Origin of the sequence: Micromonospora sp. WMMD1120 (genome assembly GCF_029626235.1) — a bacterium.
Classification (GTDB): Bacteria; Actinomycetota; Actinomycetes; order Mycobacteriales; family Micromonosporaceae; genus Micromonospora.
On sequence record NZ_JARUBO010000005.1, the window covers coordinates 6,891,433 to 6,917,838 of the forward strand.

Sequence of the window (26,406 nt, forward strand, 5' to 3'; positions counted from 1 at the left end):
GACTTCGGACTTACTCGTCTAGTACTGCAACGGCAGTAAGCGCGGTGCTCCGGCCGGCTCCTGCCGTCGGGGCGAGATTAGTTGTATAGCCAGAAGGCGGCGCAGCCGAGACACAGCGCCAGTAACACGGCTGAGATGAGGAGCAGCGCAAGAAGCGTGCTCAAATCGCTGCGTGCTGCCGACGTACGCGGTTCTGGTGACGGAATGCCTTCTGTTGGCTCGAGGTCGGGCACGACGTGATCATGTCAGAGCGCCGTCGTCTCGCCAGTTGTCAGGGGTAGCCGCGTCGTCGGTAGTGGCAGGTCCGGGCTTGGTGTTGGCGTCGTCGGCGCCATCGGGACCAGGCCCAGACGCGCTCTGGTGGATGAGTTGATCGCACTACGAGTGCGGTGAGCAGTCTTCGGATCTCCGGTACGGTGTAGCCGATCATCATGCCGTCGCCGGGACTGGATCCCCTTTTGTGGCAAGGGATCGGGCGACGGACAGCCAGGCGTGGGCGGCCATGGACAGGGTGATGTGGGCGTACCAGGCTCGCCAGTCGCGGACCTGGTATTCGTCGAGGCCGGCTTCGTTCTTGGCCTGTTGGAAGCACTCCTCGACCGCCCAGCGGGCGCCGGCGATGCGGGCGAGGTCGACCAGGCGGGTGCGACGGGGTCCGTAGCAGACGTAGTAAGCGATCTCGCCGGTGGTGATGCTGCGTCGAGCCAGCAGCCAGTGCCCGCGACCGGGCTGCCAGCCGATGCGCACCGGCACCCGCGCCCACCAGTACTCACGGGGGCCGTGGGCGCCAGCGCCGGCGGACAGCCGGCACCACGCCCGAGCCGGCAGGGCCGCGATCAGCTTGTCCGCGCGGGTGATGCCCATCGACGTGGTGATCATGTCGTCGTTGCGGCGGGTCGCGACCACATAACCCACATCCCGGTGTTCCAACCACAACCGCAGCGACTTCGACTGACCGTATGCCTCGTCCATGGTTACCCACCCCACCGGCACCCCGGCGTCCAACGCACGGACCAGCATCTGGCGGGCCATCTGCACCTTCGTGGCGAACTCCACCTCGTCGGGGATTCCGGCGGCCCGGCACCGGTCCCGGTCATCGGTCCACGACGCCGGAAGGTAGAGCTGCCGATCGATCAACGCATGGCCCTTGCTGGAGCGATAGGCCAGGAACACCCCGACCTGGCAGTTCTCCGTCCGCCCCGCGGTGCCGGAGTACTGGCGTTGCACCCCGGCCGACCGCGTGCCCTTCTTCAGGAAGCCGGTGTCGTCGACGATCAGCACACCGGCCGGATCGCCGAGGTGCTCGACCACGTAGTCCCGCACATCGTCGCGGACGGCGTCGACATCCCAGTCCGCCCACCGCAACAACCGCTGCATCCCGTCCGGCGACACATCCCCGGCCTGCTCAGCCAGAGTCCAGCCGTTCTTGCGACCCAGACCCGACACCAGCCCGCACAGGTACTGACGCGCCCGCCGCCGCGGCTCCGACCGACGAAACCGAGGCCCGATCCGCGCGTGCAACCGGTCCAACTCCGCATGCCACCGGCCAACATCAACATCCGTCACAGGCAGACCAACGAACACGAGTCGAACTCGATTCGCCTACTGCCGTTGCAGTACTAGCTGAACAGGGCTGGTCAGTGGCACCGTGACGCACACGACGCCGGCAAGTTTTGCTTCAACGGCTGGTGGCGACCGGCCTCGCCGCGGCGTGTCGGCATCGGCTGCACGGCGAGGAGTCCCGAGGTGATCCAGAGCAGCACCGCTGCGACTCGACGAAGACCAGCGGCACCCCCGACCCATGTATGCGCAACCGAGCACCCTGGTCGTGAAAGCGACTGCCCGTCCTCACGGCAAGTTACTAGCCTGGTTTTCCTATGGGTTTGGCCAAGTCCCGGAAGGGGCCGACGTTAGCCGGTGGGTGAGCTCATCGAGGCAGGCGGCGGAATCGGTGGCGGTGGACATTTCGTAGTGGGTGCTGGTAACGGCGCCTGTGGAGATCTGGGCGAGGTCAAGGTCGGCTTCGCCGCTGGCCCAGACGGTGAGCTGGGCCTCGTGGTCGGTGGTGGTGCAGACGATCCAGGCCGCTGACTTGTCGCGGGTGGGTCCGCGATGCAGTTCCCATCGCACGCCTGCGCTGTTCCATTGGCTGGCGCGGGGCATCGGCGAAGTCGTCGAGGTCCAGGCCCATCACGCCGTTGATGCTAGAGCCGGCAGCGGCCGGGGCTGGTAGGGAAGACAACGTCTGGGGTGCATGAACTGGCCATCGGCGATCTGTTCAGGGTTCAGTCCTGGGGTGCCGTCATCGAGTGACTGCTTCTGGCATCGCCCATCTCCACAACGCAGTTCTGGCGGGATGACGCCAGCACTGCGGCAAGCTCACCTCCCACCGATTACGAGGCACCGATTAGGTTTTCGAGCTCAACGGTAATTCCGAGACAAGTAATGCCACCAACCCTTCCAGGTCATGTCCAGCCATCCGGGGTAGCGTCGCCGCCGAGACGTCGAGGAGGGTGCACCGACGCTCGTTAAGACCCCGTCACGAGATACCACAGATGGCACCGGTACGAGCGCGGCGAGTCGCTGTTGAACAGCGCCGGGACGATTGCTCACCATGCGCATCGACCTCTGCCGCAAGACTGGTCTCGTCACTCCATCGTCCAGTCCGTTTGTTCAGCCATACCTATCCATTGGTATCTTTGAGTCGGGGCGCACTCACCAGGTACGCCCCGACCAAAGGATGGTCAAGGGGTATCGTCACTCGACTTTCCATTCCTGTCGCCTCTCCCCGTGAAGCCGGCACACCGACATTCACGCTCACCAAGACCGACGTGGTTGAATCAGTACCGTCAATAGTGTTGATCGACTGAAGGGTCAGCTTCGCACTCCTGATCGTGGCGTGAACCCAGGAAGCAAGTTTCCATGGCAGAGGCGCCCGGCCTGGCACGCGGAACCCACCACACCCTTACGAGACCGTTCGTGAATCAGCCCGTACGCTCCCAGCTCAGCGCGATCTCGCTATACGCCTGATAGACGGCAAGAGTCCGGTGGGCCGCAGCCAGCGAGAGCACTCGGACTCGCTCCACGGTCAGTTCACCACACGCCACCTCGCTCCGGCCCACCTTCAGCTTGCTGAGTACGTGATGCGTTCTTACAGCTTCCATGCCGGCGACCCGAACACATATTGGGAGCCACAGAACGACCTTCGCGCTTGACAGTCACTGCGAGACTTCCGTTTGACGGCAGCAGTGATGGCGCATCGAGAGGGCGAGCGCAACTGACAACCCGCCGCGACTCCGATACACAATAGCAAGCGCGCAACGGAGTGACACCAGCACTGCCCGTACCGATGCCACTCCGGGCTCCAGGAAATGCAATCTCTCGCCGATTCGCATGGCGAGCAGTCCTCAGAGAATGCGTGCCGCAGCTTCCTTGCCGCGTGAACCGACAGACTGTCACGGGAAGTTGACGGTCACGGCAGAACACGCAAGCCTCAACACTAATCTAGTGAATACCCCTCGAGCCATTTCCATTCCCCTGGCAACTCTCGCAGCCTGGAAAGGCAATACTCTAGCGCCTCTCGTAGATTACGGAAGTCTGAATGAATTGCTCGAAGATCACCCAGCGGCGGCCCCGAGAGTGTGACCGTCCAGGGCTTTTGCCCAAATCCGAGGCGCTCATGATCGACTTTTAGAATCATGGTCACACCATGGCGACCAAGATCCTCCATGAGCTCCGGCAGGCCGAACCCCGTCTCAAGCACTAGAACCCCCTTAGCATACGTGCGATCTCGCCAACCTCCATGCTGTGACCCTTCTTGTTGGAATCGCCTACTCGGGCCACCACGCTCCATAGTTCATCAGAATTTGGTCCACTGATGATGTTATTTCTCTGCATTAATTCCGACACAACCGCATGGGCTGTACGCTTGTTCCCGTTATTATACATATGGGCGCCCGCAATATCCCGCAACAACACTGCTGATTTCTCCCAGAAACTATCGTAGCGAGTTGCATTGGTCAGCGCGTTGGCGGCAGATCCGTTATATACGTGCGTGCCTTCGAAGTTACGGTTGATGCCGTCGATTTCATCTGCGGAGATGCCGTTCTTGAAACCTCCGTCGCCTGCCTTCTTGCTGGTCGTCCCACTGTCGTTCTTGGCAGGCTTGCCCTTGTTGCCTGAATCTGGCTTCTTAGTAGGGGGTGTTGGCGGCTTTGGCGTGACCGAAAGGTCTTTCGCCCGCGCCTCAGCCTTGATTTTGGCAATCTCGTCGGCTTCTATCGCAGGGTTGATTCTGGGCTCGACCTTGCCCCTGGTGGCTCGACTGATGAGTTTCTGCGCTTTGTCGCCTAGCGCCTTCTCAACCTTTTTGCAGATGCTTTTGGCTACGCCGCAGATCGGAGGGCCAGGCATGAGCGCCTCGGCAGCGGCATCATAATTGCCTTCATAGATGTAGAAGGCTGTGTTCCCGGCATCCGCCACTGACCCCAGGAGAGGGACGGCGGATAGTACATCCAGGGCTCGGTGGATAGCCTTGTTGTTGACCAAGCCGTCATCGCGGCGAGTGGTCTTGGTTTTCTTTCCGCCTTCGATGATCGCCTGGCAATCGTAGGCACTTCCGCCCTCGGTGCACTTTGCATCCCAGTTGCCCGTCGGCTTGTCGACTCCTGCGTATTCGGCGATGATGCGGCCGCTGGGGTCGCTGTAGGTGGTGGGGTTGTTCGCGGCGTAGGTGTACGCCGGAAGTTGTTGAGGATTTCCTGGGTCGTTGACCGGGTCGACGGATATGAACCGGCCGATGGTGGGGTCGTATTCTCGGGCGCCTAGGTGGGTGAGGCCTGTCGGGTCTTGGTAGCCGCCGAGGAAGCCCTGCTTGTTAGGCCAGGACACCGCGGCCCCTCGGGGTGCGCCGTACGGGGTTTGTCGACGCTGGGTGATCGTCTGGTTGGTGTCGTTGGCGACGCTGACTTGGGCGGTGCCCTGGTGGTCGCTGGCAAGCCAGGTGATGCCGGTGAGCGTCCGTTGGGCGATGGTCTCGCCGTTGAACGAGTAGTACCTGGTGGCGGTCACTTGGCCGGTGCTGGCGTTGCGTCGGACTTCTTGGTCGCCGAGGAACAGGGTGCTGCCGGTGGCGTCCTTGGCGATGAGTCGGTTGCCGGAGGCGTCGTAGGTGTAGGAGTTCGTGCCGGTGCTGTCGGTCAGTTTGTCGAGTTGACCCTCGACGGTCCAGGTCAGGGTTTGCGGGCCGGCCGGGCCTGGGCGGGTTGTGGTGTTGCCGGACTCGTCGTAGGTGTACGACCCGGTGGTGGTGCCGGTGTTGTCGGTTCGGCTCCACCCGTCGAGGCGGTGTGGTTGGTTCGCCTTCGGGGAGGGGTAGGTGTAGTCGGTGGTCACCGTGCCGGTGGGCGTGCCCCGCTCGGTTTGCTTGAGCCGGTTGCCGATGCGGCCCTTGGGGTCGTCCGGCGCGCCGAAGGACCACTGTTGCCAGTACGGTGCCGGGCCGCCCAGTTGTGACTCGGCGGTCGGTGCGGTCTTGCAGTCTGTCGAGGTGGACGCGGGCGTCCACGCCTCGGTCAGTCGTCGCTGATGGTCGTAGGTGAAGCACTGGATGTCGCGCGGTCGCGCGACGGAATTGTCGTCAATTTTGAGGAGGTTGCCAGCCTCGTCGTATCCGTAGGAGACGGCGGCGATGGGAGCCGGCGACGTGGATCGGGTGATGGAGCTGCTCTTGACCCGTCCGGTGGCGTCGTCGTAGTAGTTGGCGGTTTGGACGAACTTGGCCCCGGTGAATTCAGCAGCGCGGGTGATGGTGCTCAGTTCGTACAGGTTGGTGTAGCTCGATTGGATGGCGTAGTAGCTGACGTCTCCGTAATCCGTGGCAAGGCGATCCGACATCGCGTACGTCGGGTCGTACTTGTAGGTCAGGACCTCTTGGTCGAGTCCGCCGGCGGCCGGAAGGGTGACGGTGTTGGGTGAGCCGTCGACCCGGAAGGTGGCCTTCGAGGTGAAGCTGCAGGTGGTCGCGCCGATGCCGCAGAAGCCTGCTTGGGACGCCGGCAGGGTGAGTTTGGTCTGCGTCGGCCGGTACAGCGTGTCCACGCTGACGGTCTCGCTGCGGTACTCGTCGGTGCCGATCCATCGGGACGACGAGGAGGTCAGGCCCTTCAGCGGCGAGTCGTAGGTGTTCTCGACGCGTTTTTGTCCGGTCAGACTGCCCTCGCGGACAGTCTGGGGACGGCCGATTCGGTCGTAGGTGTAGTACAGGTCCGGGGTGTCCGGCCGCGCGTCGGTGGTTTGCTCCAGTTCGCCCCGGTCGTTATAGGCCAGGGTGGTGGTGCCGGAGTCGGGGTCCTGGGAGGAGGTCAACCGACCCTGGATGTCGTACGTGTAGGACCACGAGTTGCCTGAGGCGTCGGTGACGGACGCCAGCTGACCCACCGGGTGGTACGTGTAGCTGGTCTCGTCGTACGTGCCGGTCGCGGTGCGGCCGTGGTACTGCCACAGCTTTTCCACTCGGCCGTGCGCGTCGGTCCACGCGGTCGTCGCCGACTCACCGGCCGACGGCACGACGGTGGTGTGGTCACCGTGGTAGGTGGTGGAGGTGCGGGCCTTCTCGACCTGGACGCTTGCCTGGGATGCCAGCAGCAGCGCGTGTGTGGGTCGACCTGCCCCGTCGAACAGGGTCTTGGTCTGGCTGGGGATGTCCTGGTCCAGCCCGGAGTAGAGCGCCGTGCTGGGCGCCGCGCTGTTGTAGTAGGCGGCGTTGGCCTTGTAGACCCGGCCGGTAGCGTCGTAGAACGTGTCGGTCAGGATGCGTCCGCCGCCGTAGGCAGCCTCCTGCGTCTGTCGGGGCCGGCCGAGCGCGTCGAGCAGTTCGTAGCCGGTGTCGTAGGTGCCATTGGTGTTCAGCGAGCGGGAGGTGACCGACGATGGCGCGGACTTGGACAGGGTGTAGGTGAAGCTGGAGGACGGGGTGTCCGGGAAGGTCGTCCTGCTTCGTCCCGGGATCCAGACGGATGTGGTGCGCCCCATGGCGTCGTAGGCCACTTCGGTGACACGGTCGTTGGGGTCGGTGCTTTTCGTTGGTAGCCCGAACGTCGGGTCGATGTCGACCGAGTTGGTCCAGAGCAGCGGGTTGGTTGAGACGATCTTGGTGACCAGGCCGCCGCTTTCCGGGGTGTATGCCGTGGTCGACGTCTCGCCGGCGATGTCGGTGGATTCCTTGAGCCGGCCGACGTCGTCGTACTTGCCGGTGAAGGTCTGCTGGTAGCTGCGGGTGCCGCTGGCGAAACCCTTGATCGTCTCGATCGCGGTCACCAGACCCTTGGTGGGTGTGGCGCCGTAGCCGAGGGAGTCGAAGCTGAACTTGGTGTCGGCGGTGATCTGGCTCTGCGTTGTTGGCTCGGTGGCGCAGGGTCCCGCCCAGCCGTGGGTGCGCTTGACCGGCGTCAGCAACCAGGTGGAGATGTTTTGGGCGTACTCGGTCTTGACGCACCCCTCGTCGCCGGTCTTGGCGTCGTCGCCACCGTCCTGCACGCTCGTGGGCATGCCGTAGGTGTTGTCGAACGTGGTCGTGGTGGTGGACCGGCGGATTCCGCTGTCGGTGCTGGCGCGGCTGTGGACCTCCGCGACCCGGGCGAAGCGGGCCTCCGCACCCGGTGTGCCCGCGCGGGACGCGGTGGGCGGGTTTGAGCGCCACATGTCGTTGACGGTGGCGGCGAGGATCGTCGAGCCGAGCCAGACGATGTGCTCGCGGGGGGTGCCCGAATAGTGGTCGTAGTCGTTGGCGGGGCCACCGTCGCGGCCCTGCACCTGGGTGGTGCGGGTGCCGCCTGCGGCGAGCTTGTCGCCGTACATGCCGCGGAAGTAGAGCGTTTCCGACTTGACCCGTGCGGTCCCCTCACCGACGTAGGTGATGACGGTGGGATAGCCCCGCCACTGCGACCAGGTCATCCGGTCGTCAGGGGTGATCCCGTCATCGTCGTCGTGATGCCAGAGCGGTTCGTTATCGTCGTTGACGTACTCGTAGGCGGTTCGCACTGGCCGCGCGCCACCGGTGTGGTCGATCTGTTGCACCTCGGTCACGACGTACTTGTGGAAGTAGTCGGTGAGCACATCGAGTTTGCCCGGGGGCGTCCATCGGACCGGGTAGCAGCGCAGATGGTTACTGTCCAGAGCGGTGGGCGTGGGCATGGTGCCGCCCTTGGCGCACTGGCGGGAGCTGTAGGTCACATAGATCTCACCGCCGGTCTCCAGCCTGATGGAGTTGACCCGCCACCAGTTCATCGCCAGCGCCCAGTCGCTGCCGGAGGCGTCGACCCGGTTCTGCATCTGCATGCCCGAGAAGGTCACCTCGGGCGCGGTCACCGTCGTGCCGTTCAGCCCGCGGTGGGTGATGCCGTCGAGCCAGAGTCCTGCGCGGGTGCCGTCGCCCGGGTCGGGGAAGCTCTGCCGCAACGTCCAGGAGTCAGCGGGCTGGTACGACGAGGTGACGGCCTTCCACGCCATCGTGGTGACCACCGTCGTGCGCTTCGCCGACCAGAAGGTGGGCGACCCGATCTGGCAGGGGTTGGTTGTCGCCGTGCATTCCTGGTCCCAGGGGGTGTCGGGCCAGGTCGTGGCATTCTTCGTGGTGCAGTTGGACAGACACCGGTCGACGTTGATGAACTCGACCCGTCCCGGGGCATTCTGAACGTAGGGGCTGACCGAGGAGTATTCGGTGCTGTCGCGGTTGTCGGTGCCGTAGTCGATGCGCGTCAGGTAGCCCGCCCGGTCATACGACACCGGCGAGGTCATGCTCCGGTTCTTGGCGTAGTAGTTGGTTTCCTTGGTCCACCAGAAGGACATGGTGTTGCCGTGCAGGTCCTGGACGTAGTCCAGGTTCCACCGCCAGGCCTGCTTCTTGCCGCCACAGTCAGACGCGGCGAAGGTCAAGCCGTTGCACGGCTCGCCAGGGTTGTTGCCGTACACCGGGACGGTCAGGACGGAGTTGGTGACCGGACGGTTAGCGCTCCACCCGGGCAGTTGGTGGCGCCCGAACCAGTACTGCGTCCCGTCGACGGTGGTGAGCTTCCAGTACTCGTTGTCGTCGTCGCCGTTGGCGTAGGCCGGCGACTTCAACAACTCAATCTTGGAGCCGTCCTCCTTACGGGGATGCCACTTACCGTCGCTGCCCTTGAGCAGTTCCATCGTCGAGCCGCCGAGGGACAGGACCGCGTTCTCCGGCCCCCAACACAGATCCCCCGTCTCGACGGTGTTGTTGGCGTTGCCGTCCATGTCGTCCGCGCAGGCCTTGTACCGACGCTCAACAAAGCCCGGCGAGTAGTCGAAGCCCTCGCCGATGGCGCCGGGCTGGTTGTTCGTCGCGGCCTGGCGCCCATCGACCGACTGTGACGAGTAGGACAAGCCAAGGCTCGGTGAGGGCCCTCCCGGGCTGGGCGGAACCCGCATCGGATAGGACCAGTTGAAGCTGCCCGTGGAGCCGCTGTGCTCCCAGGATGACGCGGGAGCAAGGCTGGAAGCGGAGTAGTCACCGGCGCCACCGAAGGTGCCGGCAACGAGGGCGACCATGGTGCCGGTCGTCGCCGCGGTCGCGCGCAGCCCCAGCCGCTTCGCGTCCGTGCTCGACAGCGCCGGCGAGATCGCCGACGCCACCACCGATGCTGAGGCGGTCTGGGTCCGCGCATCGTTGCGTGACGGCAGCGGCGTCAACTCGCAACCCGTGGCGTTCGGGGTGGTCATGGCGCATTCCGGCACTTCGACGAGGCGAAGCCGCGACGACCAGTCCGCGCCGTACGCCGAGGCGAACCCGGCGTAGTTCACGCCCACCTCTACCTGCCCGGGCGATGCCTCACCATCCGTGCGCCCCACGCGCAGCAGGAGACCCCCGCGCACGCCCACGGCGTCGGCCCTGTCCTTGGGCAGGACTTCGACGCGCACCTTACTCGGAGCGGTGGCGGGCGCCTTAGCGATTGCCGCCGTCGTCTCCGGCCGCACCGTCACCGGTAGCGCCCCGACCTTCACCGCGGTAGCCGCTGCGGCGGACCGTGCACCCGCCGGCGCGAGGCTCACCTCGGCAGCACCCGCGGCTGGCCACACGGGCGCCGGGCGGGTCACCTTGGCCGCGGCCTCCTCCGGCTCACCGCCGGGCTTCGTCGGGGTGACGGGCTGGACCGGCACGGACTCGTAGCGTTGCGCCTCGAGACGCTTCGCCTGGGCGACCTGCTGTGCCTGAGCGGGCACCTGCCCTCCGAGGGTGCTGACAAGCACCCCGAGTAGACCGGCGGCGATGGCCTTGCGGCTCCTCGCCGCCCCGGCGCCAAAGGTCGACCCGCGCCGCGGTGAGCGGCTTGGTCGACTAGGTCTGACCGTCTTCATGATGTCCCTTCCGAGGGGATGACAGCACGCCAGAGGCTCCGACGTGGTGAACAAGAGGGGTCACCAGCCAGGCCGCCGCGTCGGCGTAGTCCACGTCGTGGATGGCCTTGCACGCGTCGGCCCGGCCGATGCCCAGCGGGAGAGGCAGCTGTGGGAAGCATTGCTGCCACGGCGATTGCCCGAGGGGGACGAGCTTCCCGGTGCCGCGTCATTCGCTACGACGAGAGTTCCTTTGGCGCACCCACTAGGTCGCAACGGTTCGTTTCCGGCAACCGGCTGTGTCCGGCGGGGTCTCCGGGGCCGGCCAGGCTGCCGCCGCCCCGGAGCCCTCGACCATCAGTCGTTACACCTCATTGGCGTAGGCAAGGACCTCCGCGTCGGTCAGCGCACCCTGCCACACCCGGACCGTGCTCATCGCGCCGTTGACGAAGTCGCCGCTGTCGGAGGAGCCGATCCGCAGCGATCCGCCGGTCGCGAACAACGGGGGGACGTCCTTCTCGCCGACAGAAGCGCCGTTGACATACAGCTTCAATTTCTTCGTGTTCGAGTCGTAGGTCGCCGCGAGGTGTACCCACTGGTTGAGGATCGGCGCGTCGCTCCACTTAACCGTGGTGTAGCTGACGTTCGGCTCGGGCTGGTCTCTGTCGGGCACCACGATGGCCCACCCTGGCGACGACCCGGCTTGTCGTTGCAGGTAGAAGGCGCACCGCGACACACCGCACTGGGAGAGCACGGTGTGGAAGCTGGTGAAGGCCGTCGGTTTCACCCATGCCGCCACGGTCCACGAACCCTCGGTGCGCAGCAACTGCCCCGCAGTGGTTGCGGTGCCGCTGCTCCCGTCCAGGCACAGCGCGTCGCCGCCAGTGGGTCCCTGCCCCTCGCAGATGGTCGCGCTGGGGGCGGCGGTGAGGTTGACCGGCCGGTTGTATCCCGAGGAGTCGCCCTGCTGATGGGCCGTGGCGGCGAGATCAACGTCATCCAGGATCCACTCGCCGACGAGCTTCGGCTTGAGCATCTCCTGCAGTTCTACCTGGTCGACCACCCGGTCCCACAGCTGAACCTCGTCGACGTCACCGTCGAAGTAGTTCGTCTCCACGGCGTTGTACCGCACCCGACCCACCTGCAGGACGCCAGTGGACTTCCACAGCGAACTCAACGCCTGCGTTCCCGCCGGCTGCCCGTTGACGAAGATCCGGATCTCTTTCGCGCCAGCGTCGTAGACGCCGACGATGTGTTGCCAGACGCCGATCGGCGCGATTGTGCTGGAGGCGACCGAGGTGCGGGTATGGGTGCTGCTGTCAGCGGAGAACGTGTGGAAGTACCAGTTGCCGCCCTTGTCCCGCTGCAGCTGCCACGCGCCGTTGTTCGTGCCATTCACCGCGACGACCGAGCCGAAGGTGTTGGTGCTGATGACCCGCGCCCAGGCCGCCACGCTAAAGCTGCGCGACGAGTCGATCGGCGGGGCTGTCGAGGTGGCCGCCCATCCCTTGTTCGTGCCGAACCCCAACGCCCGATCGGGTGTGGTGTTTTTGCGGGTGCCATGCACCCAACTCTCCGACCACCCCACAGCGCTGGTCAGGGTCAGGTTGGGTCCGCCTGCCGGGGTCGTCGCGGCGGCGGACCCGGTTCCCTCGTCCATCTTCCAGACGGCCTTCGGCGCCGAGTAGCCCAAGGCCAGGAACTTGTAGTCGTACTTATCCGATGAATTGCCCGCTCGGTCGCGGCTGCGCACCGTGAGAACGTTCTCGCCGATAGCAGTTGGCGTCACCCACACGTCGGCCGAGCCGCCCAGCGTGGCGGCCTGCACCGTCATCTCCGGCCCATTGCCGAGCTTGTAGACGTAGTCGTAGACGTCGGCAGCGCCGTTCGCGGAGAACGTGAACTTCCCGGACAGACCGACCGATCCCTGAGCGTCCACGTTCGTGCCGTTAGGCGGGGCCTCAAGGTAGGGGTCGTCGCCGATCGCGGTCACCCTCGGTCGCTGCCCGGGCGCCGAGTAGTCCACGTAGAACTCGCACCACGGTGAGCCCGTTGACGCGCCACCGAGGGTGTCCTTGGTCTGTATCTGCCACCGGTAGACGTCACCGTCGACGGTTTTGGTGGTGACCTGCACCTCGGCCTTCGCCCCCGGTGCGACACCCGAGTCGGTCTTCGGCCAGCCCTGCAGACCCGTCCACGCACCGTTGACGAGCTTTTGAAGAGTGAAGACTCCGCTCAGCGACCCGCCGTTGCTGCCATCCGGGTCGGACACCGTCGCCTTCAGCCACGGGTAGTCCGACCGCACCATCGGCCGCGACGCCCCCGTCACGCAGGCCTGCGCCGGACCCGTATAGCCCGCGTGCGTCGACAGTTGCGCCGCGGTCGGCGTGTTCGGGTTGCTGTTGTACTCCACCGACAATTTGGTGAGCACCGGGTCGAACTTTTTCCACCACGTACTGGTCGACTCCGACGACCCGTTCGACTTCCGAGTCGACAGCACAAGGGTGTAGTTGCCCTGACCCCGGGCGTCGGACACGTCCGCGCTGAGCTTGTCCCCGGAGAACTCCATCGGCATATCCGGCTGCGGGTCGTTATCGCAACCCTCGCCGCCGGACGGTTTGTGCGCGTGCCCGGAACGCTCGTCCAGCCACAACGCTAGGTTCGGCCCATCCCATGACTGCTTGCCCGGACTCGTCAAGTCCGCTGAGCGCCACAGGTTCACGGGCGTGTTAACACAGTCGTAGGAGTGGGTCATCTCGGTCAGGAATTTGGCCGAGCGCACACTCTTCCCGCTCAAGGAGGAGAGATTGAACGCGAAGAATGACCGGTATAAGCCGCTGCCGGCCGGATCCTGGCCAACCCGGGCGACGCCATCGTCGCGGGTCGCGTTCTCGGAGCCCGCATAACCCCAGCGCAGCTTGTTGAACGTCGACCACGGGTCGATCACCACGGGAAAGACGGTCTCGTCGTTGCGCAGCAACGACAGGTCCGGCCGGATCACGAGGTCGCTGCCCTGAACCTCCACCGGCAGCTCCGCAGTGCGCGCCAGATCCGGCGCCGACTGCAAACCCTCCTGACTCACTTTGGCAGCGGCGCGGGCATTCCCGGCCGGCGCCGAGGCGGCACCGGAGGAGTCCCACATCAACGCGTCACCGGCGGACAGCAGCGACTGACCCGATCCGTTCACCACCTCGAAGCCCCCGCTGGCGCGCTCGCGCGTCGTCAACCCCGGGGCGTCAAGCCGGAACCGCAGCGTCTCCAGCGCCGGATTAGCCGCCGCCTGCGCCGACTTCACCACCAGCACCCACGTGAAACCGTCCACCAGCGCCCGCAGCCGAAGATCCACCTCCGGTAGCACCGAGTCATACACAGCCGCGTCGCCCTCGATCCGAGGAGCAGGAAGCGCACCCGGCCACGTCAACGACACCTGCGAACCCGCCACCGGCAGCGTGACAGCAGGAGCGGTCCCACCGGCTGAGAAGACGACATCGGCCAGTGTCGCCCCCGGCGCCACGGTCCCGTCCGGCCTGCGCTGAAGCGCGGTATCGATGCTCCACCAGCCACTAGCGTCCGTGCGCCTCTTCCAGCGAGGCGTGGCGTAGGACTCCAGAACAAGCGAGCCCTCTGGCGTCGCCACCACCCGGGAGGTCTCCGACCGAAGGCGAGACGCCTCAACCGGCCGGCCCAAGCGCGTTGCGGCAGCGATCGCATCAGACTCAGACAGATCGACGGCAGCACCCGGGTTCACGACGTCGGGCTCCCTGGCGTCAGCCCGTTGAGGAAGCACAACAGCGGTAGAAACAGCCACTGCGAGGGCTGTCGCAGTGATCTGCAGCCGACGCCACCGAGCGGCTGCAGATGTGTGGGGCTCTGGCACCAAATCTCCTGAGTGATAAGGATGTCGCTACTACCAATGGATCGGGGTTGGGCCGGACGGTAATTGAGGGATGGCCAGGATCCGTTTATGGGCGAGGACCGCGTCGGTTGCCGCTTCACCACAAACCACCGTTGGCAGGGCGAGCGACCGAAGCAGTGCGAGAGGATGTTGATTCGGTTTACTTGAGAACCTTGAACGGCAACGAACCGCGACAGTAACCGCCGGAAATCCACGTCTTTTAACGAAATGGTCGACGGCCGAACCGCGTCACATCTGGTGGATAGACCCGAAGCGAAACCGGAGCGACCGCGCTGTCGGCCACATGGACGAAGACGTCCACCTGGCCCAGGCTTTCTCGTTGCCCAACGTGACTCCGCACGTCGCCCTCCCCCGTGATCAACTGGCATGAACGTAAGGACCGACAACCGTTCGTGTCAACCACAACACTGAGCGCTACTTTGGGTAGCTGCCGAAAGCAATGCGATCAGGAGGAAACACCCCTGGCGGGCACCGAACGTCACATCGGCCAACGCCACCTGCCCCTCGCCGCGTGGATAAGCAACCCCTTGACAACAATCTCCACGGCAGATCCAACGGGGTTGCCACCCCGATGGCGCAGCAGGTCACTGCGCTACGCCAGCGACCAATCGGCGTCTCCGTCCTTGACCGTGGCCTCGTTGTAGGTGGTTGAGTTGGGCGAGGGCCACCTGCCACCTGCCACCTGCCACCTGCTACCTGCTACCTGCTACCTGCTACCTGCTACCTGCTACCTGCTACCTGCTACCTGCTACCTGCTACCTGGGAAGGATCGGCTGTCCACCGCTTCGCCGTGCGGGTTGACCATGCTGGTTGCCTGGGCTGCGAGGAAGGCGGACAGGGTGGTGAGAGCGGTGGCGACGATCGCGGTGTTGACGCGGAGAAGCGGCACCGGGTGAAAGCCCCAGGGTTGTGGTCCCGGTGATGCCGGTTCGGTTCCGCCCAGTCACCCCAAGGGAGTGCGCCACAGATGGTGAGAGGTAGGCCGGGTTGTAACCCCGATGCATTCGCGCTCGGGGAGTTCGAATCTCTCCACTCCCACCACGCCCTCGTAGTTCGGCGCATAGAGCACTAGGCTCCGAGCCTGAGGGCCGCTGGTTCGATCCCAGCCGGGGGGCACGTCGCATAGCTATCCAACAAGCGAGGCGAACCGCGCCGGGCACGTCATCGATACAATGGCTCTGGGTCTGTTAACGAGACGGAAGTTTGGCCCGTGCCTGAGATTCTCGTCGTCATTCGCAATTCTCTCGACAACATTGAAGAGTTGGCGATTACGGTTGCTTCGCCCGCGAAGTCCATCGGGATACGTAAACTAAGACGACCATGTTCGCCTGTTACTCCTGATGCCAACTCAACGCCTCCTCCGCTTGCCGCAACATTTGCTCCTGGCAGCGGCAGAGTAAGGCAGCTCTTCCCTCCCACCTCCGGACACGATGACGCGTTAACAGACACATCAATCCGACGGTCGACATCAGACAAACAAGAATCGAGGGCGGCCAATAATACGACACGGACTGCGATGACGCTTACAACCCTGCACTTCACATAACCCCCTCGGCGAAGATAGCCAGAGGACCCACCGGCTCGATCAGCAACCGTTTGGGTCCGCAGCGTCCAAGTGTGATGCTCCCGCCCATACGCTGCGCCGTGCCTGAGGTGTAGAACCCCATACGGGTCCGCTTCGCGCCGACCCTTGAGGCTTGGCTGGATAAGCAACTGGGTGTCGACGACAGCGAGTCAAGCGGCAAGCCTGCGGACTCTAGTTCACCGCCCGGGCACGGCAGCCCTTTCAATTGGGCAACCCATCGGAGGTACGTGAGGCCACAGACGGCCGGCGACGCTGGATCCTGCACCCTAACGAGTACGTGGGCACGGTGACAGCGAGCCCTGATCTCACCTTCGCCGGCCACGACGTGTACGGGTTTGGCACGAACGCCCTAACGACGACCGAGCGCGCCCGCCGGTCACGGCAGTCAGTCCACCGCCTCATCGCTAAAGTCGAGCTCGTCGTCGTCTTCGGGCAGGACATTGCTGAACCAGACTCGGATCAGATACTCCCGACCCCGTCGCACGGTGTGAACAGGGCAAGCCAGGCTGTTGCAACCGTTTCTGACAGCCGCTCGTCGAGGCGTCGCAACGCCGCTCGGGTCTCGCCGCGACCCCGGTACTGCATCTGCACGGTGTACACGCCCGGTCCGTCCGGGAGATCGATCCCGCCGACAGCGGTCCCGCTGCCGTCTCCTATTTGCAGCACGCCACTGGGACATGTCAGCCCAAAAGTCAGGACGTCATCGAAACCGTCGGCCGAGCCGCCCGGCCGGTTCCAAACCTCTAAGCGGGCTCGCACCTTGATCAAATCTTGAGCCGCCGTTACGTACACCTCGTAGCCTGTGGTGGCGGCGCCAGTCTCGTAAGCTTGAACGAGGGCCTGGTAGGCGCCGACCGCGGCATCGCACTCTTCATCTCGAAGGGTGAATGATCGGTGGTCTGGCCTGAACAGCAACTCGTGGTAAGTGACAGGGCCTGTCATTGTTTCCCTCCGCTGGGCGACGCTCGCCGTTGCTCTAGCCTCGGCCCTTCGGTAAGGGCTGTCCACGGGCTGGGCTGAGAACGAAGAAGTGCCTTCTGATCTGGGAAAATAGGGCTTGTCGAGAGTCCCATGTTCCTGTCACGGAAGGCACTTGCTGGGTGAAGGTTACCGCAACACGTCCGAAGATCATGGTGACCGGCGGCGGGCGGGGCGTGGTGGGTCACGTCGGTGCCCGGCTGCTCGCTGATCTGGCCGACACGACGGGGTTGACCAGCATGTTCAGTGACGCCTTGGCTGGGCTGCGGCAGAGGCAGGGCGGACATGACCCTGGCCGGATCGCCGTGGATCTGGCGGTGATGCTCGCCGACGGCGGCGAGGCCATCGCTGATCTGGCGGTGCTGCGGGACCAGCCGGGGTTGTTCGGGTCGGTCGCCTCTGACCCGACCGCGTGGCGGCTGTTGTCGCAGGTGGACGAGGCTCTGTTGGCCGGTTTGCGTGCCGCGCGGGCCCGAGCCCGTGAGGTCGCCTGGGCCCAACATGCCGAGGTTCGTGGTCACCTTCCGCAGCCGATGGTGGCGGGCCGGCAGGTCGAGGGTCTGGTCCTGGACATCGACGCGACGATCGTGATCTGCCATTCCGAGAAGGAAGCGGCGACCCGTACCTGGAAAAAGACGTTCGGCTACCACCCGCTGCTGTGTTTCCTGGACAACACCGGCGAAGCTATGGCTGGTCTGCTGCGGGAAGGCCGAGCCGGGTCGAACACCACCGCCGACCACATCACCGTCCTGGACCAGGCCCTCGCGCAGATCCCCGACGCCGTTCGGCACGGCACCCCGATCCTGCTGCGCGCCGATTCAGCCGGCAGTAGTCACGGCTTCCTCGCCCACGTCCGCAGCCTGCGGCAGCAGCACCTGGACATCCGGTTCTCCGTCGGCGCCGCGATCACCGAGCCGGTCCGGGCCGCGATCCAGGCCGCCACCGGCTGGGTCCCCGCCGTCGACACCGACGGTGAACTGAGCGACCACGCCGAGGTCTGCGAGATCACCGGCCTCATCGACGCCGCCGGCTGGCCCGAGGGCACCCGATTCCTGGTCCGCCGCGAACGCCCGCACCCCGGCGCCCAACTGACCTTGTTCGACACCATCGAGGGGTGGCGGCACCAGGTCGTCGCCACCGACACCCCACCCGGCGGCGGCAGCATCCAGCACCTCGAGGCCCGACACCGCGCTCACGCCCGCGTCGAGGACCGCATCCGCTGCGGCAAGGACACCGGCTTCGGCCGGTTCCCGTCCCGAGTCTTCGCGATCAATCAGGCCTGGCTCCACCTCGCGCTGACCGGCATCGACCTGATCGCCTGGACCCAAACCCTGCTCCTGCACGGTGACCTCGCCCGCGCGGAGCCGAAGAAACTGCGCTACCGCCTCCTGCACGTCGGGGCCCGCCTCACCCGCACCGCCCGCCGGACCCGCCTCGCCATCACCGCCGACTGGCCGTGGACCGACGCCCTGACCAGCGCATTCAACCGACTCGCCGCACTGCCACGACCCGCCGGCTGACCCCGAAGCCTCACCCTCGACCCGCAGCACGGAGGAACCCGGCCCAGCGCCGGGCCATCAGCATGCCAGCGAACCGGCCGATCAGCCCCGAACCAGAATTATCGACCAGCAGCTATGAAAGACCACCCAGACGGTAGGTCGATGACGGTGACGCCTTCACCCGCCGCCTGCGCCAGTTTGCCGGCCAGCCCCGTGACGATCTTCGCGAGTTCGACGCCGTAGTCGACGTTCGCCTTGGCGATCGTGAAGAGCCACTGGCTGATGAACTCCGACTTGACGACGGACTCGTCGACCGCGGCCTTCTGCTTGAGCGCCTTGGCGCTGTAGGCACTCGCGGCGTCACCGGTCCACTTGGGCAGATTCTCGTTGGCCGGATCGGTGGTGGCGGACGACAGCTCGGAGACCGGGGTCTTCACGTCGTTGACCCAGCGGAAGCTGACCTCGATCAGCGAGAGCACCGGCAGTTGATGCTCCAAGGCCTGCTCGACGCGGTCGAGGACGGCGTTCAGGGCCGTTCTGGTGCTGTCCAGGCTGTGTTTGATCCACAAGAGTGCTGCGGGTCCGAGGAGCCACTTCCACTGCTGTACCTGCTCGACGATCTCGTTGAACTTCCCGATCGCCGTGTCGATGCCGGAGCGGATGTGGTCAAACGCCTTGTTGAACGGTTCCCCGTACTCAAGGTCAGTGGTACCTGGCGGCATGGGATGCTCCGTGCCCTCTCCGAACGTCGCGCGGTGTGTCGCTACACCTTGTAGATGCTGTTGAGGTCGAGTGAGACGATCTCGTCGGCTCGGTCGTACTCGTCAGCGATGTGCCGCAGGGCCTTGCCCACTTGCTCGAATTCGGTCACCGCCCCATTCAGGACGGCGACCATGAAGGTGTGGAAGTCGTTGTATGCCAGCGAGTGAATGAGGACGTTCGCGTCACCGATGAAGAAGGCCGATGGGTCGAGGTGGAGCTGCTCCGCAGCGACCTTGATGGCGGCGACCCGGTCCGACAGCGTCAGCCACTTACCTCCCTCATCACGTAGCGAATCGGTGATGACGTTCAGTTCGGCCATCGCACTACCTCACGATCCAGTCCGACCGGCGCTGGCCAGCGTGAACGCGCGGAAGAGGGAACGGGCTTCGAACTGCAGCTGGCCCGCGTCTGCCCGTGCGATTCGCCGGACGTCGCCGGTGATGCCGGTGATGCCGCCTCCGCGGATGCGCGCCGTCAGGCAGCCGTTGGGGCTCGACATGCTCGACTCGTCCGTCCGCCTGGGCAAGCGAGCCGCAGCGTCCAACTTTGCGTCGAGGTCGTCCAGCGTCCGCCAGGTGTTACGCAGCCAGGTGTGCTCGTCGACGTCTCGCTCGGGGCTATCCGGCGGTCGCTGTTGCGGTGCTGCAGGACCTCTCTCCTTGGCCTGCAGATGAAGGAGCGCCGCCAGTTCGAGGGCAGCCTGCACGGCGGCGGTGTACGCCTCGAAGAGCGCATCGGCGAATCCGCTGGGGCCGAGCCGGCTGCGCCAGTCGCGAGCGATCGTCAGAGCTGAGACCTCTCGTTGGGTGTCGACCACCACGCGGACGGAGCCGGAGTGGTCTGTCCCGGGGCACTCGTCGGGTCGCAGTTCACCTCCCGTCTCGCGCAGCGCACGATCGGCCTGCTCGCGTAAGACGGAATCGTCGCCCAGAAAGTCCAGACTCGCCAGTTTGAGGCGTTCATGCCTGCTGCCCTGCTGCATTCGCCCCCGGCTTCCTGCTCGGTCGATGCGTTCCGTGATGCGCTCGTGACGGCGCGGTAGGACCACGGTACGTGAATGACCAAGATCCGGGGACCCCGGGCGCTGGGCTGGACGTCCTCGCCATGGCGAGGACGAAGGTGCAGCAGAGAGATCCCCTGGGGCGTTCCGGGACTACCGCTCAGCGAAGGATCACGTGCTGAGCGACCGACAGCTCTATTCTCCGGCTAGCTCCTCACACCGTCATCAGAGTGATCTTTGCCCAACGGTCCAGGGAGGTCAGACGGTGATCAGTAACTCCCTCGTAGGGGCCGTCATCGGTCGAAGGCGAACTGACAACCGCTGCCTCTCGGTCACGATATGCTTCCGATCCACTCTGCCAGCGTGAGCGTGCAGCCAACGTGTAGCTAGCAAACGGCAACCGGGGGTCTGCAGCGGTCGTTCTAGGTCGAAGCGGCGTCAGTCGTTGCGCGCGACGTAAAGCAGAACGCCGATCGGCGCTTCCGCTGGTCGGCGCTCCTGCAGCCAGGCCGAAGGCTATGTGGTCAGGGGCGGAGTCGAACCGCCGACCTTCCGATTGTCAGTCGGGATGCCTGATGGGTGCCCAGGGGGTTAGGCAAGCCGTCTGGTGCGGGTGGCCGTGATACTTGCGATGCCGCTGTCGGACAGGCCGGAGATCAGGTACGCCCGGTAAGTGCCGTCCGAAAGCGCGGTCCACAGGTCCGGGGTGCCGTCGGCGTTGATGTCGGCGGCCTGCAGGGTCGTGATTGCGACGCCGGTGTTCCAGTTCACCGCCACCTGGTACTGGGTGTGGGCGAGCATGCTAATGCCGTCGCCCTGGTCGACCATCATGACGTCGGTCCACAGGTACAGCTCACCGGTGCCTGTGTTGCGCAGAAAGAGCGCGATGCCTGAGTCGGTCTCGGTGCTGGCGAGGCTCCAGTTCTGCCAGTCGGTCCCCCCGGTTGGCGTGGGGTTGATCAGGCTGGTGACGCCGTAGTAAAGGCCCGGCGCGAAGTAGTTGGGGTGGTAGCCAAGCCGGTAGCCGTTGGTGGCGTCACCGGCAATGCCCAACAGATCCGGGATGCCGGTGTCGACGCCGTCAGCCTGGAACGCGTTCACCAGTTGCAGCGGGATGTTGCCGTTGGCATCGGCCAGGTTGTCGGAAAAAATCGAGAACTGGTTTCCGTTCGCGCTGGCCATCGTGCCGTCCCCGGCGCCGCGGATGACGCCACCGTTGCCGGCTGAATTGCCGGTCGGGTAGTAGTACAGGAAATCCTCTTGGTTGCCGCCGGTGAAGCGTCCGGTGATGACCTGGGAGCCATCGAAGTCGGCCGGGGAGTTGTTGCCGGTGACACCGTTGCCGTGCAAACCGACGTTGCTGGCCGGGGTCTGCACCTGGCCGGTGCCTACCCCGGTCTTGCGGGACTTCACGCCGAGCCCGGACCAGACGCCGGAGCCGAGACCGGTGCCCGGACCGCCGACCGCGACGAGGTCGGGCACGCCGTCACCGTCGAGGTCTTTGTCAACCGGCCCGGGGACGACGACGGTGAGTGTGGGTTTCGGCGCGGCCTGGGCTGGCAGGGCCGGGGCGAGCGCGGTTAGCACGAGCACCACGGGCGCCGTCCAGGCGAGCATGTGGCGGGTGCTGAAGGAATTCGTCAAGGTACCCCCGTGCGGTGAGTGATCTTCCGCTGAGAACGTACTGCACGGATGCACCAGACGCGCCAATCCGCCCCCTCACCGAACTGGTCAGGGACCGGATCACGCCCTACCGGGCGCGGCTACCGCAGTAGGTTACTTCCCGGCGCTCCTCGCCTCCGCGTACGCAGCGGCCAGCAACTTGTACTGAACCAGACGAGACCGATAGCGCGCTCTGCGCGCCCCTGCGGCGACGGCTGCCTGCCACGTTTACCAACGTCGCCCAGCCCACCGGCGCCGGACAGACCGGGACCAGTCTGCGGTACGTGTCCTGCGTTATCGTGTGCGCGCTAAACACGAGACGGGGACGGAATTTATGACACGCTCAGTGCCGGCTGGTTCAGCGATCGTCGGTGCCCTGACTTCGGCGATCCTCCTAGGCACGACCGGGTGTGTGGGGCTGGCCGACGACCGCGCACCGGCAGCGGTCGCGCAGTCATCGCCAGCCGCCGCGGTGATGCGTATCAACAAACCGGCCAAGCTTCTGGGCACCTGGACCGAGTCGGTTGACAGGGTTCTGCGTGGCCATGCTGAGCAGGACATGAGTAACGCCAAGAAGCTCCTGAACGCTGGGCCCACGAGCGCGATGGGCACCGCCTATGTCCGCGCTCAAGAGGTGCCCTCAGGAGCGGACGGGCTGTACATTCCCGGCGACGATCAGCGCGTCATCCTGATCAGCGCGGTCTCCGGCACGATCACCGATCCGACCGCGGCGCTCGACAGGATGTTCGGCGGATTACCGAACATCACCGACGTGGCGCCGATCCGCGCGGGCGCTCTGGGAGGAGTGGCCGCCTGCGGCGCCGCTCAGGGCAAGAAGGGCATCCCCGTCGATTTCTGCGCGTGGAGCGATCCTCATACGCTCGGCATGGTGACCTTCATCGGTTTTGCGAACACGGATGACCCGCATGGCGTGTTCGGCCAAATCCGCACCGAGTTGGAGCAGCCAACTCGGTGACTTGACCTCGTCCGTGACGAGGTTCTGCCGAGCCTCGAACTCGGCATCCGTCATCGGCCCGGTGGCATCGGTTGTGGCTCTACCGGGCTTGGCAGTCATGCCGCCCCTACTGAGCCGTTTTCATCATGAGTAGCGGCTGGTCTCGACGCGGTGCAGGACGAGGATGGCGTGCACGATCGCGGTCGAAAGACTGGGACAGCAACGCAGCTTGGCCAGGGTTGAAGTCACTGAACGAGTCGTCGGAGATGTACCCCCAGATCACGTACGCCGCCGCGCACAAGCCCCACTGATGCGCGCGTGCGGCTACCCGCCCGTAGCAGCGGTAGAACTCAACGATGAGCTCCACCGGCAACTGCGCCAGCCTCGCCGCCAGCGCTCGACCGATCACCGACCCCGACGGCCAACCCCCACCGTCGCCGTGCACGTCCTCGCGGGCCCTCTCGACCAGCGACCAGAACTCGTTCACCTGCACCCGCGGAGTCTGACACGAGCAACCCTCACCCGTTCCTCACCGCCCTCAGAACCTTCATCGCTGAGGTTGGAGAAGGTTCATAGAAGGAGTGGGCATCTATCCGAACCTCACCGACATGCATCGCCATCGCTGCCCCTTCTCATGGAACGACTTCGACCCAGCAACTGTCGACCGGGTGACCGCTCGCTGGTCAGGACCCGCAGGTGTTGAGCATGCTCTGTAGCGCGGACTTCCCCGACGACTGCAGGGTGAGGCCCCAGCTGTACTTCACGGTGATCCACATCTGCTGTAGGTGCACCGGTACGACGACAGCGGCGGCTTGCCAGGTGGAGGAGTCTTGGTCGCCCTTGGCCTGGTTGACGTTGTCGGTCACCGCGATCAAGTGCGCTCAGGTCGTTGGCGAAGCCCTGCCGGCGGCTGGTGGTCCACGAGCTGGCGCCGGAGCGCCACGCCTCCGCGAGCGGCACCACGTGGTCGATGTCGACGTCGGAGGCCGCCGTCCAGGTCAAGCCCGGTCAGCGCGAAGGTCCAAGTGATGACGCGCTCCATCGAGCAACTATCCGACGGAGCAAGGGAAGGCATCGACGCCATCATCCAAAGCATTCTGAGGATGGAGCAAGCCGCGCGGGAGTCCGCCCAACTCGCCGCCGAGGAAGCCCGGCGAGACGCGCACTGATCCCGCTGTTCACAACATAGGTGAATCACCCGAACCGTCCGACTCGCCCGCAGCCGCAATCTGGCTCCGGCAATGCCACGCTCTCGCCCGCACCGCGACGACCGGCCGCGCGCCGGCGGCGACTTCGGGCCGCCGTCTGCAGGTGCCAGCCCGCCGGAATCACGAACCGAACCAACCAACGGTAGTCGGATCTCCACGTACGCCAAAGCCGCAGGCCACCGTCGCCATCGACACGTCGACAGCGCATGACGAGCAGGTGCATGCCTGGCCAAAGCCGAGCTTCATCGCTAGCGTCACGAGGCTCCGATGCCAAACGGTGTCAAAAGCTACCGGTGGATGCCACGGTGAAAGGGGCAATTGCATGGTAGATCGATGGGCCGTAGAGCGTGCAGTTCGAGACGCTGACTGTTGCCTTAGCCCTTCCGGGCGCCACCTCATCCTGACACTCCTCACCTGGACCGATACCGCAACCGCCGTGATCCCTCCGCAATTCTCACCGAGCTTGACGGACCTGGAAGGTGCAACAGGTTTGGCCCGCTCCACGATCGGCGTCTGGCTGAACCGACTTGAGAAATTGGGCTGGGTCATCCGGTTTAGACCGAAAGTGGAAGACGCTCGCCGCAAAAAGGCACGGACCGTCTATCGACTTCGAGTTCCCACGGGGGCCGGAGTTGGTGCGACCACAGCACCACCGCTAGTACGACAGCCGGACGGATCTAGTACGACAGCCGGACTGGGTCCAAACAACAAACATCGTCCCACCGCGCGAAGCTCGTCGACCAGCCGCCTAAGTCACTCCTACACCCCAGGGGCCAATGGCTACTGCTCTTATCCCGATTGCGGCAAGTCCGCGCCGCTTCATTGAGCGGATGAATCGCATGTTCGGAGCACGGCCAAGGCAGACGCTAATGACAGCACACGCATTGCAGGTCGAGTCCCTGCTTGCACCTCCATGCCGCCGACAGATCCCACGGTGGGGTCCGGCCCTGTAAGACCGGGCCCCACCAGACGACTAGGCTAGAGGGTGCGGCTCATTGGTAAGCGCTGACAGGGCAGCGGCGATTTCCTGCGGCGTTGCTTTCACGTAGGTGGCTGTAGTGCCAGCGTCGCCGCCACTCTCCGAATGACCGGCATAGGCTCGCGCGATAGCGTATCCGAAGTTCCTTTCCACCCATGTCAAAGTAGTGTGACGTAGCCAGTGGGTACTGATCTGTTGCACGTAGACCCACGGCAGATGTTCGCCCATGCGTACCCACAGGTGGTCGTAACGCCGGCGCGTGATCGGCGCACCGTCCCGGTAGCGCAGCAATTGCCCCGCCTCCGTCGCGCCCCGCTCCTCAGCATGCCGCTGCAGGTATTTCATCAGCGTAGGCGAAACTGGTTGCCAACGTACTGAGTCCCCCTTCTCTCGAAGCAGGATCAAACATTGGTCCGGGTCAAGATCAACCGGACGGAGCGCCAGAGCTCCACCGCGTCGACACGCCGTTTCGGTGTGCAGCCGCAAGAGCAAGGTGTCGAGAGCTGGATCGTTACCCGTGCTGGCCGCAACCTCGTTGATCTCGGCTAGCCGGGTGTCCGCCACCGCTCGCCGCGTGCTCGGCAGACGCCGCGGCTTCGCCACCTTCGAAGCAGGGTTGTCCGACTCTGCGATGAAACCATCAGCTACCGCCCTCCTGTAGAGACACCGCAAGGCGGCAATCAGATGCTCCACCGCACTTCGGCCTCCGCGGGCATTACGCCGAGCTACAACGTGCGCCTTGACGTATTCCGCCAGCTTCTCAATCTCCGACGGCGTGGGCTCGTCGAGCCTGCGTTGCCCCCACCGTTCCACTACACGGTTCCAGTAGGAGCCATAGGCACGTCTCGTACCCGCCGAGACCGCAGCCGCCACCACGGGAACGTATTCGGCGAAGGTCGGCGACGGGGGCCGCGCCACGGCGGCCTCCAGAAGTTCGGCAGGCGAGATGCCCATCCGAGCAAGAAGGAGCCGAGCCGCGTCCAGCTCAGCTTGACTCGCCGATGCGTCACTCATGCTTGCCCCCGAAGATCGCATCGTGAGCCTGCCCGATCATCTCGTCGAGCTTCGCCGGCGGATGAACCACGAGGCAGTTGCTTGCTGATTCCGCCACGACGAGTACGCGGTCGCCGGCGGCGAGGCCGCACCATTGACGGACCACTGCCGGCAGCCGGACGTAGCCGTCCTTCGACACCTTGAAAACGCCTTGCTCGTCTGCGGATACGACAATCAGCCCTCGATACTCCTTGATGTTCAATGGAAGCCCGGGGGCCCACTGGAGTTCACTGATCGCGGTTTGGTCCGCGATTCGACCACGCGAATCGAGCGTGACCAGTCCGTAGACAGCTGTTCGGCTTCGGGTGGCGGCAAGGGTAGGAAGCGGTAGTGGTGGACGCCTCATTGCTGCCGCGGGCGAGCCAGGAGCAACGCGCACGCCAGACGCCAAGCCTGGCGGGAGGACGGCGGGGATCACTGACGAGCCGTCGCGCGTCATCGCGGGGCTTGCCC

The 26,406-nt window shown here is 65.1% G+C and carries 13 protein-coding genes, 3 tRNA genes and 4 pseudogenes; 5 read left to right on the plus strand and 15 right to left on the minus strand.

Annotated features, from left to right (window positions below; translation table 11 throughout):
* Positions 1-429: 429 nt before the first annotated feature.
* The 4 genes and pseudogenes from O7634_RS30815 to O7634_RS30825 form a co-directional block, all read right to left on the minus strand.
* Positions 430-1,530, minus strand: coding sequence for an IS701 family transposase (locus tag O7634_RS30815; protein ID WP_278153648.1), 1,101 nt, complete (start codon positions 1,528-1,530; stop codon positions 430-432).
* Between the two features lie 345 nt (positions 1,531-1,875).
* A pseudogene (locus O7634_RS31935) lies at positions 1,876-2,191 on the minus strand (hypothetical protein).
* Between the two features lie 1,571 nt (positions 2,192-3,762).
* The gene (locus tag O7634_RS30820; protein WP_278153651.1) at positions 3,763-10,242 is read right to left on the minus strand and encodes an RHS repeat-associated core domain-containing protein; all 6,480 of its coding nucleotides are present in this window, start codon (positions 10,240-10,242) and stop codon (positions 3,763-3,765) included.
* A 478-nt stretch (positions 10,243-10,720) separates the two neighbouring features.
* Positions 10,721-14,104, minus strand: a complete 3,384-nt coding sequence (locus O7634_RS30825; protein WP_278153652.1) for a LamG domain-containing protein — start codon at positions 14,102-14,104, stop codon at positions 10,721-10,723.
* A gap of 1,120 nt (positions 14,105-15,224) precedes the next feature.
* Here O7634_RS30825 and O7634_RS30830 point away from each other — a divergent pair.
* Together O7634_RS30830 and O7634_RS30835 are read left to right on the plus strand one after the other, a co-directional pair.
* Positions 15,225-15,313, plus strand: a tRNA-Tyr gene (locus O7634_RS30830).
* A 1-nt stretch (position 15,314) separates the two neighbouring features.
* Positions 15,315-15,388, plus strand: a tRNA-Arg gene (locus tag O7634_RS30835).
* Between the two features lie 928 nt (positions 15,389-16,316).
* Here the strand turns inward: O7634_RS30835 and O7634_RS30840 are convergent.
* Positions 16,317-16,799 carry a hypothetical protein gene (locus O7634_RS30840; protein ID WP_278153653.1) on the minus strand — a complete coding sequence of 161 codons (483 nt, stop codon included), beginning with the start codon at positions 16,797-16,799 and terminating at the stop codon, positions 16,317-16,319.
* 158 nt (positions 16,800-16,957) lie between these two features.
* On the opposite strand from O7634_RS30840, the gene O7634_RS30845 reads away from it, so the two are divergent.
* Complete coding sequence (locus O7634_RS30845; protein WP_278153654.1) at positions 16,958-18,355, plus strand: IS1380 family transposase; 1,398 nt, start codon at positions 16,958-16,960, stop codon at positions 18,353-18,355.
* 98 nt (positions 18,356-18,453) lie between these two features.
* Here O7634_RS30845 and O7634_RS30850 read toward each other — a convergent pair whose 3' ends face one another.
* From O7634_RS30850 to O7634_RS30870, 5 genes are all read right to left on the minus strand, one after another.
* Entirely contained in the window at positions 18,454-19,056 is a 603-nt protein-coding gene (locus tag O7634_RS30850; protein ID WP_278153655.1) for a hypothetical protein, read from the minus strand.
* Between the two features lie 41 nt (positions 19,057-19,097).
* Positions 19,098-19,415: a hypothetical protein gene (locus tag O7634_RS30855; protein WP_278153656.1), complete on the minus strand. Its 318-nt coding sequence runs from the start codon at positions 19,413-19,415 to the stop codon at positions 19,098-19,100.
* A 9-nt stretch (positions 19,416-19,424) separates the two neighbouring features.
* On the minus strand, positions 19,425-20,078 hold the full coding sequence (locus tag O7634_RS30860) for a hypothetical protein (protein WP_278153657.1): 654 nt from the start codon (positions 20,076-20,078) through the stop codon (positions 19,425-19,427).
* Positions 20,079-20,617: 539 nt separating this feature from the next.
* Positions 20,618-20,694 (minus strand) — tRNA-Val (locus O7634_RS30865).
* Positions 20,688-21,740, minus strand: a complete 1,053-nt coding sequence (locus O7634_RS30870) for a hypothetical protein (protein ID WP_278153658.1) — start codon at positions 21,738-21,740, stop codon at positions 20,688-20,690. Before O7634_RS30870 ends, O7634_RS30865 begins: the two co-directional genes overlap by 7 nt.
* A gap of 430 nt (positions 21,741-22,170) precedes the next feature.
* Between O7634_RS30870 and O7634_RS30875 the strand changes: the two genes are divergently transcribed.
* Positions 22,171-22,734 carry a hypothetical protein gene (locus O7634_RS30875; RefSeq protein WP_278153659.1) on the plus strand — a complete coding sequence of 188 codons (564 nt, stop codon included), beginning with the start codon at positions 22,171-22,173 and terminating at the stop codon, positions 22,732-22,734.
* A 123-nt stretch (positions 22,735-22,857) separates the two neighbouring features.
* On the opposite strand, the pseudogene O7634_RS30880 reads toward O7634_RS30875, so the two are convergent.
* The 3 pseudogenes from O7634_RS30880 to O7634_RS31940 all read right to left on the minus strand — a co-directional run.
* Positions 22,858-22,950 (minus strand): annotated as a pseudogene (locus O7634_RS30880) (IS5/IS1182 family transposase); the annotation flags it as partial.
* Between the two features lie 13 nt (positions 22,951-22,963).
* A pseudogene (locus O7634_RS30885) lies at positions 22,964-23,206 on the minus strand (DUF4240 domain-containing protein); the annotation flags it as partial.
* A 190-nt stretch (positions 23,207-23,396) separates the two neighbouring features.
* Positions 23,397-23,712: pseudogene (locus O7634_RS31940) on the minus strand (DUF1524 domain-containing protein); the annotation flags it as partial.
* Positions 23,713-23,741: 29 nt separating this feature from the next.
* On the opposite strand from O7634_RS31940, the gene O7634_RS30895 reads away from it, so the two are divergent.
* Positions 23,742-23,882: a hypothetical protein gene (locus tag O7634_RS30895; RefSeq protein WP_278153661.1), complete on the plus strand. Its 141-nt coding sequence runs from the start codon at positions 23,742-23,744 to the stop codon at positions 23,880-23,882.
* A gap of 1,012 nt (positions 23,883-24,894) precedes the next feature.
* On the opposite strand, the gene O7634_RS30900 is transcribed toward O7634_RS30895, so the two are convergent.
* Positions 24,895-25,914: a site-specific integrase gene (locus O7634_RS30900; RefSeq protein WP_278153662.1), complete on the minus strand. Its 1,020-nt coding sequence runs from the start codon at positions 25,912-25,914 to the stop codon at positions 24,895-24,897.
* Positions 25,907-26,155, minus strand: a complete 249-nt coding sequence (locus O7634_RS30905) for an AbrB/MazE/SpoVT family DNA-binding domain-containing protein (RefSeq protein WP_278153663.1) — start codon at positions 26,153-26,155, stop codon at positions 25,907-25,909. The genes O7634_RS30900 and O7634_RS30905 overlap by 8 nt, the downstream gene beginning before the upstream one ends.
* Positions 26,156-26,406: the final 251 nt, after the last annotated feature.

Coding starts and splice junctions, on each gene's coding strand:
- O7634_RS30840 (WP_278153653.1), bottom strand. CDS start 16,799: ATGACAGGCCCTGTCACTTACCACGAGTTGCTGTTCAGGCCAGACCAC.
- O7634_RS30850 (WP_278153655.1), bottom strand. CDS start 19,056: ATGCCGCCAGGTACCACTGACCTTGAGTACGGGGAACCGTTCAACAAG.
- O7634_RS30855 (WP_278153656.1), bottom strand. CDS start 19,415: ATGGCCGAACTGAACGTCATCACCGATTCGCTACGTGATGAGGGAGGT.
- O7634_RS30860 (WP_278153657.1), bottom strand. CDS start 20,078: ATGCAGCAGGGCAGCAGGCATGAACGCCTCAAACTGGCGAGTCTGGAC.
- O7634_RS30895 (WP_278153661.1), top strand. CDS start 23,742: ATGACGCGCTCCATCGAGCAACTATCCGACGGAGCAAGGGAAGGCATC.
- O7634_RS30900 (WP_278153662.1), bottom strand. CDS start 25,914: ATGAGTGACGCATCGGCGAGTCAAGCTGAGCTGGACGCGGCTCGGCTC.